This is a genomic window from Bacillus sp. D48C (assembly GCF_053345735.1).
Genome location: NZ_JBKFAQ010000005.1, coordinates 201593 through 215450, shown reverse-complemented (window position 1 = coordinate 215450; position 13858 = coordinate 201593). Strand labels below are relative to the sequence as shown.

General features: G+C 37.6%; 15 protein-coding genes and 1 other annotated feature. Of the genes, 3 read left to right on the top strand and 12 right to left on the bottom strand.

All coding sequences use genetic code 11. The annotated features are described in order from the left end of the window. Positions 1-7: 7 nt before the first annotated feature. From hisG to ilvE, 10 genes are all read right to left on the bottom strand, one after another. Entirely contained in the window at positions 8-643 is a 636-nt protein-coding gene (gene hisG, locus ACLBXA_RS15265) for an ATP phosphoribosyltransferase (protein WP_001244492.1), read from the bottom strand. Beyond that, complete coding sequence (locus ACLBXA_RS15260) at positions 619-1881, bottom strand: ATP phosphoribosyltransferase regulatory subunit (protein ID WP_000170302.1); 1263 nt, start codon at positions 1879-1881, stop codon at positions 619-621. Before ACLBXA_RS15260 ends, hisG begins: the two co-directional genes overlap by 25 nt. A 309-nt stretch (positions 1882-2190) precedes the next feature. Then, entirely contained in the window at positions 2191-2772 is a 582-nt protein-coding gene (leuD, locus tag ACLBXA_RS15255) for a 3-isopropylmalate dehydratase small subunit (protein ID WP_000433191.1), read from the bottom strand. Then, positions 2750-4144, bottom strand: a complete 1395-nt coding sequence (gene leuC / locus ACLBXA_RS15250; protein ID WP_097826496.1) for a 3-isopropylmalate dehydratase large subunit — start codon at positions 4142-4144, stop codon at positions 2750-2752. The genes leuD and leuC overlap by 23 nt, the downstream gene beginning before the upstream one ends. Next, positions 4144-5208: a 3-isopropylmalate dehydrogenase gene (leuB, locus tag ACLBXA_RS15245; RefSeq protein ID WP_000415389.1), complete on the bottom strand. Its 1065-nt coding sequence runs from the start codon at positions 5206-5208 to the stop codon at positions 4144-4146. Before leuB ends, leuC begins: the two co-directional genes overlap by 1 nt. Positions 5209-5285: 77 nt before the next feature. After that, positions 5286-6806: a 2-isopropylmalate synthase gene (gene leuA, locus ACLBXA_RS15240; RefSeq protein ID WP_000809594.1), complete on the bottom strand. Its 1521-nt coding sequence runs from the start codon at positions 6804-6806 to the stop codon at positions 5286-5288. Position 6807: 1 nt separating this feature from the next. After that, a complete protein-coding gene (ilvC, locus tag ACLBXA_RS15235; RefSeq protein WP_001151745.1) occupies positions 6808-7818 on the bottom strand; it encodes a ketol-acid reductoisomerase in 1011 nt (336 codons plus the stop codon). A gap of 26 nt (positions 7819-7844) precedes the next feature. Then, positions 7845-8354, bottom strand: a complete 510-nt coding sequence (ilvN, locus tag ACLBXA_RS15230) for an acetolactate synthase small subunit (protein WP_000822952.1) — start codon at positions 8352-8354, stop codon at positions 7845-7847. After that, a complete protein-coding gene (gene ilvB, locus ACLBXA_RS15225) occupies positions 8351-10051 on the bottom strand; it encodes an acetolactate synthase large subunit (RefSeq protein ID WP_218226366.1) in 1701 nt (566 codons plus the stop codon). Before ilvB ends, ilvN begins: the two co-directional genes overlap by 4 nt. A 73-nt stretch (positions 10052-10124) precedes the next feature. Beyond that, positions 10125-10352, bottom strand: a binding site (T-box leader). 16 nt (positions 10353-10368) lie between these two features. Then, positions 10369-11265 carry a branched-chain-amino-acid transaminase gene (gene ilvE / locus ACLBXA_RS15220; protein WP_447617306.1) on the bottom strand — a complete coding sequence of 299 codons (897 nt, stop codon included), beginning with the start codon at positions 11263-11265 and terminating at the stop codon, positions 10369-10371. A gap of 414 nt (positions 11266-11679) precedes the next feature. Here ilvE and ACLBXA_RS15215 point away from each other — a divergent pair, with 414 nt between their 5' ends. Beyond that, entirely contained in the window at positions 11680-11919 is a 240-nt protein-coding gene (locus ACLBXA_RS15215; RefSeq protein ID WP_000752514.1) for a DUF3911 family protein, read from the top strand. An 86-nt stretch (positions 11920-12005) separates the two neighbouring features. Then, positions 12006-12245 carry a YkuS family protein gene (locus tag ACLBXA_RS15210; RefSeq protein WP_000101016.1) on the top strand — a complete coding sequence of 80 codons (240 nt, stop codon included), beginning with the start codon at positions 12006-12008 and terminating at the stop codon, positions 12243-12245. 352 nt (positions 12246-12597) lie between these two features. On the opposite strand, the gene ACLBXA_RS15205 is transcribed toward ACLBXA_RS15210, so the two are convergent. After that, complete coding sequence (locus ACLBXA_RS15205; RefSeq protein ID WP_000608225.1) at positions 12598-12687, bottom strand: hypothetical protein; 90 nt, start codon at positions 12685-12687, stop codon at positions 12598-12600. A 108-nt stretch (positions 12688-12795) separates the two neighbouring features. After that, positions 12796-13263, bottom strand: coding sequence for a GerW family sporulation protein (ytfJ, locus tag ACLBXA_RS15200; protein WP_000204240.1), 468 nt, complete (start codon positions 13261-13263; stop codon positions 12796-12798). 188 nt (positions 13264-13451) lie between these two features. On the opposite strand from ytfJ, the gene ACLBXA_RS15195 reads away from it, so the two are divergent. Next, positions 13452-13826 (top strand): hypothetical protein, encoded by a 375-nt coding sequence (locus ACLBXA_RS15195; RefSeq protein ID WP_000136546.1) that lies wholly within the window; start codon positions 13452-13454, stop codon positions 13824-13826. Positions 13827-13858: the final 32 nt, after the last annotated feature.

The following is a 13858-nucleotide window of genomic DNA, read 5'->3' as shown; positions in this document are numbered from 1 at the left end:
AGTCCTCCTATTTCCCTGATAAGATTTCTTGCTCCATCATATTTACAATACTGAATATTTCGTCTTTTTTAGTTTTTAAGGCCGCCTTATTTACAATCATCCGAGCCGATATAGAGTGCATTTCCTCAAATACAATAAGTCCATTCTCTTGTAATGTTTTTCCTGTTTCAACAATATCTACAATTGCATCTGCCAATCCAAGAAGAGGAGCGATTTCTACAGAACCTTCTATTTTAATAATTTCTACGTCCTCTCCCTTATCATGAAAATAAGTAGAAGTAATATGTGGGTATTTCGTAGCAATTCTTTTCTTCCGGTAACTTTTCGGATTATACGTAGGAATAGAAGCAACACAAAACTTACAAATCCCTACTCCTAAATCCAGCATTTCATAAATATCTTTCTCGTTTTCCATTAAAATATCTTTTCCAACGATCCCAATATCAGCTACCCCATGTTCTACATAAGTAGCAACATCAACCGCTTTTACTAAAATAAATGAAACATTTGTATTTTTACTTTGAAATACAAGCTTCCGACCTTTATTTTTGAGTTCCGAACAATCAATTCCAATCTGCTCAAAGAGTGGAATTACATGTTTTTCTAATCTTCCTTTCGTTAACGCAATTTGAATGTTACGCATGAAGTCTCTCCTTCTTTCTGGACTACCCATTTCTCATTCCACACATATTCCACTAAGTATTCATTCTTTGCCTCAACGACCGTTCCTATTTTATTTTTTCTTGCAAATTGAAAGGTATCGCTTAAATTAGAGAATAGAGATAACCAGGCATTTTTCCCGTCCTTTCGAAGTAAATTTCGTAACCTTTCTGCTTCTGCTAATCTATTTAACTCATAATGAATCACAATATCAATTTGATTTCGTTCATATGGTTCTTGCTGCTCTTGTAGCGCCTTCACAATTTGATTTACTTGCACCGCGAGTCCAACAGCCGGCAGCGTTTCTCCAAAATTCCCAATTAGCTCATCATATCTTCCGCCACTAACGATTTCTTCTCCAATTTCATATATATATCCTTTGAAAATAACACCCGTATAGTAATCTAAGTGTTGAATCATGCCTAAATCAATTGATATGTAAGAACCATATCCTAACGTTTCCATTGTTTCATACATTTCTTTTACTCTTGCAATTGCCATTTTCATTTCATTACTTGAAGCAAGCTTTTCTGCTTCCTCAATAACTTCTAAATTTCCAAATAGCCTCGGTAATTTCTCAAGTAATCTTACTGTCTCATCGCATCGATCTAATTTCTTTTCTCCGATGAAATTTGAGAGGGCAGCATAATTTTTACTTTCTATATACGTTCTAAGTACCCTTTCTTCTTCATCATGGATGGAGAGCTTTTTTACAATACATTTATATAACTGTACTTGCCCAATCTCAATTGTAAAAGATTGCACATTCAACTTTTGAAGTGCTTGAATGACACTTATTACGCATTCAATTTCAGCTCTTACATTATCAATCCCGATAACTTCAATACCACTTTGTACGATTTCATTATATTTTCCAGAATGGGATTCATTTGCTCGAAATACATTCCCGCTATACGTCACTTTAAGTGGCGTATCCCATCTCTGTGTTCCAATAACTCTCGCTAAAGGAATTGTCATATCTGGACGTAAAACGATAATCCTTCCCTTTTCATCAAAAAATTTATACATCTTCTCTTCATCTATCGGTCTATTTTGAAATGCAAAAACATCATAAAATTCAATTGTAGGTGTTCTTATTTCCTCATAACCTCTCTCTAAAAAAGTAAGCCTTAATTTTTGCTCCACTTCTTCAATTAATGTACATTCTTCGAATAAATAATCTCTCGTTCCATTCGGGTTTGCCCGCTTCCATTTTGTCATCTAAATTTTCACACCTTTCCCCTTCTAATGTATGCCGATTTCATTCACCTAAGCCGAAAATAAAAAGAGCCTTGTAGACAAAATACCTACAAGGCTCTTCAATAGAGTGTAGGTACAACGGGAATACCCCTTGTACCTACACGTTTTCACGCTAGGTTCAAGGGTTTCATGTATGATGATGTAGTTGTGTAAGCATTGTAATAGATCGCACGATATTCATAATACTTACTCCCTTTCTCCTCTGATTTTCACATAGTATATAACAGTTAATTTTGAATGTAAATACATTTTTAATATTCCGTCACTTTTTTAATATAAAGCCACTTTTCTTTCATACTCTTTTATTTCTTGTTCATATTGCATTGTAATACTAATTTCATCTAAACCATTTAATAACTTCTCTTTCCACATTTTCTCGATTGTAAAATGGAATCTATGCGTATTCGTTGTAATTACTTCATTTTCTAAATCAACTGTGATTTGTTCCCTCGCATCTGTTTTAGCAAGTTGTTCACGCATATCTTTATCCATTACAATCGGTAACATGCCATTCTTCATACAATTCATATAAAAGATATCGGCAAATCCTCCAGCGATAATAACGCGGAAACCATAATCAGCAAGCGCCCATGGAGCATGTTCTCTTGACGAGCCACATCCAAAATTATCACCTGTAATTAATATGCTGGCTCCTTTTCTTTCTTGTGCATTAAGAGGAAAATTAGGGTTTTCTTGGCGATTATTATCATATCGCCACTCATCAAATAAAAACTTCCCAAACCCAGTTCTTTCAATTCTCTTTAAATATTGCTTCGGAATAATTTGATCTGTATCAATGTTATCATTCATCAGTACTGCGGCAGTACCTTTATGAATACGAAATGGCTCCATCATAACTCTCCTTTCTAATATCAACAAAATGACCATATAACGCAGCCGCAGCCGCCATTGCCGGGCTAACTAAATGCGTTCGTGCTCCCTTTCCTTGTCTTCCTTCAAAATTGCGATTTGACGTAGAGGCACAATGTTCTCCTTCAGGCACTTGATCTGGATTCATACCTAGACACATTGAGCATCCGGGCTCTCTCCATTCAAATCCAGCTTCTTCAAATATGCGATGTAATCCTTTATGCATCGCTGCTTCTCTTACCCTTTGAGATCCGGGTACAACAAGTGCTCGCACACCTTCTTTTACTTTCTTACCTTTCACGACAGATGCAGCAATTTCTAAGTCAGAAAGCCTAGAATTTGTACAAGATCCAATGAAAACATGTTGAACTGGAATGTCATACGTACTTTGTCCGGGACTCAATCCCATATAAGAAAACGCTCTTTCGTCATTTACATCATACTTTTCTGGCAATTTCTCATCAATCCGAACACCCATACTAGGATTTGTTCCCCACGTAACGTACGGCGCTAAATCCGTAACATCTACTGAAATATGTAAATCATAAACTGCATCTAAATCTGTATAAAGTTCTGACCATTTTTTCTTAATAGATTCATAGTCTTTCGGCGCATATTTACGCCCTTTTACGTAAGCAACCGTTTTTTCATCTGGTGCAATAATACCAGCCTTTGCTCCCCCTTCAATTGCCATATTGCAAAGCGTCATCCTCTCTTCCATATCCATAGCATGAATGGTCTCTCCGTAAAACTCCATTACGTAACCTGTTCCAACTGCTACTCCGTACTTTGAAAGGAGATGTAAAATAATATCTTTCGCATAAACACCTTGCGGTAACTTTCCTTTTAACTCAATGCCCATCGCTTTCGGCTTTCGTTGCCATAACGTTTGCGTTGCCAATACATGTTCCACTTCACTCGTACCAATACCAAACGCTAGTGCACCAAAAGCACCGTGTGTTGCTGTATGACTATCACCACAAACAATCGTTTTTCCTGGCTGTGTGAGTCCAAGTTCTGGTCCTATAACATGAACGATCCCTTGCTCTTCATCTCCGATATCCGCTAATGGCACCTGAAATTGTTTACAATTTTCCCGAAGTGTATCTAGTTGCTGCTTCGCAATACGATCGGTAATATTCCAAACATCTTTCGTTGGAATATTATGATCCATCGTTGCAAATGTTAAATCTGGTCTGCGGACTCTTCGATTTGTAAGCCGCAAGCCTTCAAAGGCTTGCGGTGACGTTACTTCATGAACAAGATGTAGATCGATATATAATAAATCCAATCCATTTTCATTAGTCGCAACTACATGTCTTTCCCAAAGCTTATCTAGTAACCTTTTCCCCATTATTTTCCTCTCCCTACTAACGCTTGCTCTTCCATTTCTTGAATAACTGCCTTTGTAAATGAAATTGTCGTTTCAGTCCCCCCGATATCTGCTGTACATTTTCCTGATTTAAGGACTGCAGAAACTGCTTCTTCAATTGCATATCCTTCCCTCGTTAATCCGAACGATTGCCCAAGCATCATTGCAACAGAACGCATCATCGCAATTGGATTCGCCTTATTTTTCCCCGCAATATCCGGCGCTGATCCGTGAATAGGCTCGTATAATGAAGGCCCCTTTTCAGCGTGACTTGCTGATGGAAGCATTCCTAATGATCCAGCTAATACTGAAGCCTCATCACTTAAAATATCACCAAATAAATTTTCCGTTACAATAACGTCAAATCTTCCTGGATTTCGAATTAATTCCATAGCCGCTGCATCTACTAAAATGTGTTCTACTTCCACATTTGGGTAGCGAAGTGCTACTTCTTCTGTCACAGTTCTCCATAGTTTACTAGACTCTAAAACATTCGCTTTATCAATAGATGTTACTTTTTTCTTCCGCTTATTCGCTAATTGAAAAGCATACGAAACGATACGTTCAATTTCATGGCGATGATACGTAAGTGTATCTGTCGCCACTTCTTCCGTTCGCTCTTTCGGATAAGAAAAATAAATTCCGCCTGTTAATTCACGAACGACAACGAAATCAATTTCATCCACATTTTTTAATGGTGATAAATGTGCAGTTGCACTTTCTACCGTTACAGGGCGAACATTCGCAAATACACCGAGTCCTTTTCTTAATGCTAATAATCCTTTCTCAGGCCTTTCTTTCGCACTATCCCACCTTGGTCCACCTACTGCTCCAAGTAAAACCGCATCACTCGCTAAACAGGCGGCAAGTGTTCGCTGTGGTAATGGTTGCCCAGTTAAATCGATAGCAACACCACCAAAGTACTCATCTTGCAAATGAAAATGATGTCCATATAGCCTTTCTACCATATGCAATACTTCCTTCGCACTTTCCATAACTTCTGGACCGACACCATCACCAGCTAAACAAACGATACGTTTTTCCATTTTTAACACTCCTTTTAACTGAATTTTCAGAACTTTAATTTGATAGGTGAGGAAAACTTCTCTCACCTATCAAATATTTATTTCACAAGCGCTATAAGAGATTTTAATTTCCCTGCTGCATGGACATAAGCTCTCGCCGACGCTTCCAATACGTCTTGCGCAACTCCGAAACCTGATATTTGGTGACTACCTTCTTTTAATTCAACATGAACGTGAGCAAGTGCATCTTGACCTTGTGTAATAGATTGTATGCGATAATCTGCCAATTCACATTCTAGTCCTAAAATTCTTTGAATCGCATTGTATATCGCTTCAATACTACCAGAACCAGTGGCTGCATCTTCATATACATTTCCTTCCTCATCCTTCAGCACAACTGTTGCGCATTGTGTACTATTTGATACGAAATGCACTTGTAATTGCGTAATGTTATATTGCTGGGCTGCAAATGCTGCTTCACCAAGCATAAGTGCGCGTAAATCTTCCTCAGTAATTTCCTTTTTACGATCAGCCAATTTTTTAAACGCTTCGAATACCGCATCTCGCTCTTCATTTGTAAATTCATAACCAAGCTCTTTCATTTTTTCCGTAAACGCATGACGGCCAGAATGTTTCCCAAGTACAAAGAGATTTTGAGATTCTCCTATAAGCGCTGGTTCGATAATTTCATAAGTTGTTACTTCTTTTAGAACCCCATCTTGGTGGATGCCTGATTCATGAGCAAATGCATTCGCTCCAACGATTGCTTTATTTTTCGGTACAACCATACCCGTTAACCTGCTTACTAATGTACTCGTCGCCTTAATCTCTTTTAAAGTCATAGAAGGTTCTGCTTTATAAAAATCTTTTCTAATATGAAGAGCAACCGCAACTTCTTCTAACGCTGCATTCCCTGCTCTTTCTCCAATGCCATTAATCGTTCCTTCTACTTGCAATGCTCCGCCTTCAACCGCAGCTAACGAATTTGCTACTGCCATACCAAGATCATCGTGACAGTGACAAGAAAAAATCGCTTTTTCATATGATGGAACGGATTCTTGTAAGTATTTGAAAAGAGAATAATATTCTTCTGGATTCGTATATCCAACTGTATCCGGAATATTAATTACATTCGCTCCTGCGCGAATCGCAGTTTCTACTGCTTCAGCTAAAAATGCTCTCGATGTTCTTGTCGCATCTTCTGCAGAAAATTGTACTGTCGGAAATAATGATTTTCCAAGCGTAACCGAACGATGAATACTATTTAACACGTCTTCTTTTGACATACAAAGTTTATATTTCATATGAATATCACTCGTAGCTAGAAATACGTGTAGACGAGGAGATACAGCACCTTTCACTGCTTCATATGCTCTTCGAATGTCACTTTCTTTCGCTCTAGCTAAACTCATAACCGTAGCATTTTGAATTGTATTCGCGATGCGTTTTACTGATTGGAAGTCACCTTCGGAAGCTGCCGCGAATCCAGCTTCCATTACATGAATACCAAGCCTCTCTAATTGCCTAGCAATTTGTAATTTCTCTTGTTCATTTAAATTTACTCCTGGTGATTGTTCGCCATCACGAAGCGTTGTATCCATGAACAAAATCTGCTTCATATTATTTAATCCCTACCTTTACTCGCGGCTGTACGAAAGGCATCATTTCACGTAATTTACGTCCAACTACTTCAATTTCATGTTCATTCTCTTTCTCATTTGTCGCGTGGAAATTTGGTCTTCCTGCTTTATGCTCTGCAATCCAGCCTCTTGCAAATGTACCATCTTGAATTTCTGCTAATACTGCCCCCATCGCTTTCTTCGTATCTTCAGTAACAACGCGTGGTCCTGATACGAAGTCTCCCCACTGCGCTGTATCTGAAACTGAATATCTCATATTTTCAAGTCCACCTTCATACATAAGGTCAACGATTAGCTTCAGTTCATGTAAACATTCAAAATATGCAAGTTCAGGCTGGTATCCCGCATCAACTAACGTTTCAAACCCTGCTTTTACAAGTGCAGTCACTCCGCCGCAGAGTACAGCTTGCTCTCCAAATAAATCTGTTTCTGTTTCTTCTTTAAACGTCGTTTCTAATACACCAGCTCTCGTTGCTCCAATTCCGTCAGCATAAGAAAGTGCTTTTTCAGTCGCAACTCCTGTTGCATCTTGATATACGGCAAATAGTGCAGGAACAGCCCCGCCCTCGGCGAACGTACGGCGTACGAGATGCCCCGGTCCTTTTGGCGCTACTAGAAATACATCTACATTAGCTGGTGGTTTTACTTGATCAAAGTGAACATTAAATCCATGTGCGAACACGAGAGAATTTCCGGCTTGTAAATTTGGTTCAATTTCAGCTTTATATACTTCTGGTTGTAATTCATCAGGCAGTAGAATCATTACTACATCAGCTTTTTCCGCTGCTTCTGCTACTGTATATACAGAAAATCCATCTTCATTCGCTTTATCCCAAGACTTACCTTTTCTTAAACCTACTACTACATCAAATCCGTTATCACGTAAATTTTGCGCATGCGCATGACCTTGCGAGCCATATCCGATGATTGCTACTTTCTTTTCCTTTAATACATTTACTGTTACATCTTTCTCATAATAAACTTTTGCCATTTTCATTTCCCCCTATATTTAAATGATTATTGAATTAACATAACTTGCTTATCTTGTTTTTTCATACTACGTGTAAATGCTGTTACACCTGTTCTCGCAATTTCTTTCAAACCGTATGGTCTAAGTAATTCAATTAACGCTTCCACTTTATCTTGCGTACCTGTTACTTGCACAACTATGGAATCCTTCCCAACATCTATTACAGCGGCTCGAAACGGTTCAATTAAACTATATAATTCCGCCCTTGCTACAGAAGTTGCTACTTTAATAAGAGCAAGCTCTCTAGCAATCATCGCTTCTTCTGTAATATCTGATACTTTCAGAACATCGATTTGCTTATGAAGTTGTTTAATTAACTGCTCAACTTGCTGTTCACTTTCCACATGCACAACTATCGTCATTCGCGATATATCTGATGATTCCGTATGACCTACTGAAATACTTTCAATATTAAAATGTCTTCGTGTCATAACCCCTGTAATTCGGTTTAACACACCACTTTGATTTCGAACTGTCGCTGTAACAATTCTCTTCACCTTTTTTCCACTCCTTCCATTTGGTGAACGCCTTTCCCGGGCGCAACCATCGGCATAACTTTCTCAGATTGAAGTACACGGCAATCAATTAAGACTGGTTCTTTTAATTCAATCGCATGCTTCAACTGCTTCTTTGCAAGAAGTGGATCATCAATACGAACAGCTTTTATACCATACGCATTCGCAAGAGCGACGAAATCTGGTTGACACGACAATAAGGAATGTGAATATCTTTGATTATAAAATTCGTCTTGCCATTGCCTTACCATTCCTAAAGCTTCATTATTTAAAATAAATACTTTAACAGGTAAAGAATGTTCTTTTAATACACTTAATTCTTGTAGAGTCATTTGAAACCCAGCGTCACCAACAATTGCAATGACTAGTTCTTCAGGCTTTGCGATTTGCGCACCAATTGCTGCTGGAAATCCGAATCCCATCGTTCCCAATCCGCCAGAAGTTACCCATTTATCTGGATTTTTCAGCGGATAATATTGCGCTGCCCACATTTGATGTTGCCCAACGTCTGTTGTTACAATCGCTTCTCCTTTCGTGATTTCATATAGCATATCAATTGCGTATTGAGGTTTAATACTTTCAGAGTTTCGTTTATAAGAGAATGGATACTGTTCTTTTCTACTCTTTAATAAAGAGATCCATTCATGATGATTTCCTTTCCTTCCTTCTGGTTGAAGTAATACTTCCAATGCCCGCTTAGCACTTGCAACAATAGGAATTTCAGTCGGCACATTTTTTCCGATTTCTGCTGGATCGATATCGATATGCGCGACAGTCGCTCCTTTAGCAAAATAAGCTAAATTTCCAGTAAGCCGATCATCAAATCTCGCGCCTACATTAATGAGTAAGTCGCATTCATATAACGCCATATTGGCTGTGTAAGAACCATGCATTCCCCCCATCCCTAGAAAAAGTTCATCATCTGGCGGAAAGCCACCAAGACCAAGTAATGTATGCACAACAGGAATTTCATATTTACGCGCAAAACTTGTTAACTCTTTTGATGCTTTCGCATGCAATACACCTGCTCCAGCTAAAATTAACGGCTTGTTTGCAGCACTAATTGCTTGTAATAATTTGTTTATTTGGAGTAAATTCGGTTCATAATTTGGGTTGTATCCTGGTAAATCCATTTGCACATTATTACATCGTTCTCCTTGCTCTACTACCATATCTTTCGGAAGATCGATCACGACTGGGCCTGGTCTTCCTGTTTTAGCAATATGAAATGCTTCTTTAATAATTCGAGGTAAATCTGAAGCCTTTCGCACTTGATAGTTATGTTTTGTCACCGGCATTGTAAGCCCCATAATATCCGCTTCTTGGAAAGCATCACTTCCAATTAACGTTGTTGCTACTTGCCCTGTAAATACAACAAGTGGTAATGAATCAATCATCGCATCTGCTAGACCAGTAATCACATTTGTAGCACCTGGACCACTCGTTGCAATGACAACCCCTGGATTACCAGTAATTCTGGCATACCCTTCAGCAGCGTGAATTGCTCCTTGCTCATGCCTTGTTAAAATATGAGGAATTTCACAATCATACAGTGCATCATAGAGAGGTAAAACAGCACCACCAGGATAACCGAAAATCACTTCTACTCCTTCCTTTTCTAGCGCTTCTAACAATAGCTGTGCACCAGTTGCCAGTTTCTCTTCCGTTTTTGAAGACATTGTTCTTATAAGCCCCCTTTTTGAAAACCTTTATCAATAAAAAAAATCCTACGTCCACACTCCAGCTATGTGCTGAAGGGACGAAAGATTTCGCGGTACCACCCTTCTTTGCAAGAATACTCTTGCCTCAGTGACCCATAAATGGATCTAGCTAATAACGGAGCTACCGTCTAAGCCTAGACAAATGCTTCAGCTTAGCACTCAAGGGCGATGTTCGTCGACGTGAACCATCGGTTTTCAGCAACCACCGACTCTCTGTGAGGCTTCACAATCAACTACTCCTCCCTCTCAACGCTTTCTTATGTTATAAAAAGTTGTTATCCAACTTTATTTTCTTCGTAAATTTTCTCTCCATCTTCTATAACTAACTTTCGGAATTCTTCCAATAAACGATTCGTATGTGGACCCGTTTGCCCTAAACCAATCGTTCTACCATCTACTGTCGTAACAGCAATAACTTCAGCAGCTGTTCCTGTTAAAAACACTTCATCAGCTACATATACATCATGTCTTGTAAATAACTCTTCTCTTACGTCATATCCAAGTTTTTCGCCGATTTCTAAAATGGCGTTTCGTGTAATACCTTCTAACGCTCCAGCAGAACTTGGTGGTGTAATTAATTTATTTCCTTTAACAATAAACACGTTATCTCCTGATCCTTCAGCTACATATCCTTGATCATTTAACATAAGTGCTTCTTGTACTCCAGCTAATTTCGCTTCAATACGAACTAAAATATTGTTTAAGTAATTTAAAGATTTTACTTGAGGGGATAAAACATCGGGACGATTTCGGCGCGTTGCAACTGTTACAACTGGAATCCCTTTCTCATAATATTCTTGTGAGAATAAAGATAATTGTTCTGCAATTACTACTACATTCGGCTTCTTACATGAATCGGGATCCAATCCAAGATTTCCTGCTCCTCTTGATACAACAAGGCGAATGTATCCATTAGATAATTTATTTTGTCGAATCGTCTCAACAACAATATTCGTTACTTCATCTAATGAATATGGAATTTCTAAAAGGATTGATTTTGCTGATTCATACAACCGGACAAGATGCTCTCTCAAACGGAAAACATTACCGCTATAAACTCTAATTCCTTCAAATACTCCATCGCCATATAAATAGCCATGATCATATACCGAAACTTTTGCTTCATCTTTCGGAACAAATTCTCCATTTAAGAAAATCCATTGCTCATTCACTGGAAGTGCCTCCTATGTTCTATGAATTTTTTATTGTTTCCTAGTTTACTCTCCTTTTTAAATAAATCAAGTAAATTTTTAGAAAATTTATAATTTTTAATCGTACGTACATCTTCAATTATATTGATTTAACAACATTGTTAACGTTTACAAAAAGTCCGAAAATTTTTTTCGCCAATTTTCACTAAAAAAATATTTGTTTAAAAGAAGGATTTTCATCAATTAATACGAATCTATTGTATTCAATAAACGGACGTCCGATTTTATAAATCCGGGAATATATAACGACTTTTGCTGAAAAAGGGGGAAAATAACAAAAATAGCGCTGTCTAAAAATAACATTCATATTTTTCATTTCGTAATCATAATCCTATTTTTAAAAAACAATTTGTCAAAATGAAGGAGGAAATAAATATGGCATGTGTACAAATTAAAGGAACGAGACAAGAGGTAGTAGAAATGTTGCAATTATTTGATCTAATGGACACGAAAGGTTTTTGTAAATTCGATAATTACGTAGAGGTAGAACCAAACACGCAAGAACATAATCATTTTATTGCTTCAATCGACATCCATTCAAATACTTCTTCTGCACAAGATACATTAAACGATCAATTCGTTAGTCAAATGCTTACTGGCGTATATAACGACTAAACAAAGATTTACTTCCTACCGTCTTTTCATAAATATATGCAGTGAACTTGAGCATACTAGCAATTAGATGGTAGGAGGTGAGAATTATGGCTAGAATTGGCGTTGAAAACTCATTAACAGACGTTCAACAAGCTCTTCAGCAACAAGGTCATGAAGTTGTTACACTTAACTCAGAACAGGATGCACAAGGGTGTGATTGTTGCATTGTAACTGGGCAAGATTCTAATGTGATGGGCATTGCAGATGCATCAATTAAAGGATCAGTCATTACAGCTCACGGTTTAACAACGGATGAAATTTGTCAACAAGTTGAAATTCGCACTTAAAAAAAGAAAGAGGACTCCTTTTGAAAAGGAGTCCTCTTTTTTATATTCACCTAACGGGAAAGTAACATATACTGGATGAAAGCCCTACCTCTCTCTCATCATTACGGTTCCACTGACCGCTCCTTGATTCACTAGTATACCTATAAAGCTTACACTTATAATTTATAGGGTTTGTTCACAAAAGTTGTTGGTAAGACTACCCGATCTTTCGCAAACTTTTCGTATTACATTTATAAGATTTATTTACTTTATACTAGCTGTAACCGAGACACGAATTAAAATTTTAACATCAATAAAATAACTTGTCAACATTTTTTGTAAATTAAAAACAGACAGTAACGGTTTGTCTGTTTTAGAATGGAGCTTTTTCTTTTATTACATATACAACAAAACCGCTTACTAACATACATAAACCAACTACTAAGTTTTTGATATTAATCATAAATTCCTCTCCCTTATTCCACACATCATATATATTTACAGTTCAATTATTCCGATCATCCTAAAGCGCACTTTTTCTAATATATCATAATTCCTAAAAAATGCAAGTTCACTTTTGGCGACCATTTACAAATTTATCTACAGTGCTTGGTACCGTATTTAAAGCCTTTTCAATTAAATGTGTACTACTATTGAGGTGTAATACTTGCACACCGTTAGAACCGACTACTAAAAAAGCAACTGGGCTAATAGAAACCCCAGCCCCGCTTCCTCCTCCAAATGGATGCCCTTGCTTTTTCTCTTTATGCTGATTTTGCCCACCGTTATGTTTTTCAGTAATGAAATCCCCTTTAAAATCACTTCCACCAGCTCCAAAACCAAAAGCCACCTGAGATACTGTTAATACTACATTTCCGTCAGCTGTTGAGACCGGGCTCCCAACAATTGTATTTACATCTACCATCTCTTTTAAATTTGTCATTGCCGTTTTCATTAAATTTTCAATTGGATGTTCCATTATGTATTGCACCCTTTCCTCTTTATTCCTTTTTATACTTTCCAAAATAGAGGAAGTCATACTAACTTTTCCTATTTCAAGAAAACATTTTCCTCCTTTTAAAAGATACTACTCCCTGTACATGCTCCGGTATAGTGAAACTTTAATCAGTAGGATGTGTACGTAGCTCGACTCCCACAAATAGCAGGATAAAAAAGAAAAAGAGATACATACTACTATTGAACCTTGTTATGAAAGGAGTCATGACTTTGACTGAGAAATTTGATGATTATAAAAGAAGAGATAGAATAGATAGTGATTATAGTGACTATAAAGAAGAGTACGCCGCTGAGGTTGCACCACAACGCATTGATTATGATTACGATGATAAAGACGATAAAGATGTTGTAAAATCATCCGCCGCTGGATCAACTGCTGGTTTTATCGCTCTTGCGCTATCTATCTTATCGCTATTTACATTCCCAACACTATTTGGTCTTGTTTCTGTTTTACTCGGTATTTACGCTTATAATCGCGGAGCTACTGTAACTGGCGGTATCGCTGCAGTTGTCGGTGGGATTGCTGCACTTATCGCAATTTTATTCCGAGTAGCACTTATTGGTTTATTGTTCTCCCTGTTCTAAAAAAGAAAAAGGTATCTCGCTTAACGCGGGAT